Origin of the sequence: Paraburkholderia podalyriae (assembly GCF_014397785.1) — a bacterium.
GTDB lineage: Bacteria > Pseudomonadota > Gammaproteobacteria > Burkholderiales > Burkholderiaceae > Paraburkholderia > Paraburkholderia podalyriae.
On sequence record NZ_VZQQ01000276.1, the window covers coordinates 1 to 664 of the forward strand.

The 664-nt window shown below is 58.0% G+C and carries 1 protein-coding gene; it reads right to left on the reverse strand.

The window, feature by feature from the left end; genetic code table 11:
- Window positions 1–229: 229 nt before the first annotated feature.
- Window positions 230–664 (reverse strand): IS66-like element accessory protein TnpA (tnpA, locus tag F6X42_RS43010; RefSeq protein WP_246530573.1); only part of this gene is annotated, 435 nt, incomplete at its 5' end.

Genomic DNA, 664 nt, shown 5'->3' on the forward strand with positions numbered 1-664 from the left:
CAGCAAGAAGTGGACGATGCCTATCCGCGACTGGAAAGCGGCCCTGAACCGCTTCACAATCCAGTTCGAAGAGCGGCTAGTGCCGGGTTAAACCTCAACCCGTTTACACAAAATTCCGGACACCCCCCTCGATGTCGGAACACACGAAACACTGGCGCAATCGGGACGCGTTCATATACAACCAGTTGGCCCGCAACAAGCCAGATACGCGTACCCGTTGGCAGAGAAATCACGAGCGCAAACTCCCCAACACCGTCCGAAGCATCTCAGCGTCGACAATGCCGTCGACCTTGACTACTGCCCGGCCAATCCGAACCTCGATTGAACCAGCCGGCCTCACGACCTCAGACTCTGCCAGCGCAGGAGGTTCATTGACCGATGACACCTCGTTCACGATCGCCACTGGAACGAGTTGCACCGCCTCGGCTTGCTGTTCCGCCAGATACCGGCGCCGCCACGTGTACACGAGGTTCGCGTTCAAGCCGTTCTCACGGGCCAACCTGGCGACTGACACCCCTGATTCACAAGCTGCCATCGCCAGGCGACGGCGGAATTCGGGACTATGGTTCGGGCGGCCTTTACGGCTGCCAGGCCTCTGAGTTGGCTCTGACAAAATGGTGTCCACCACTTCGAAAATGATGGACATCACTTTGATGCCGATTCT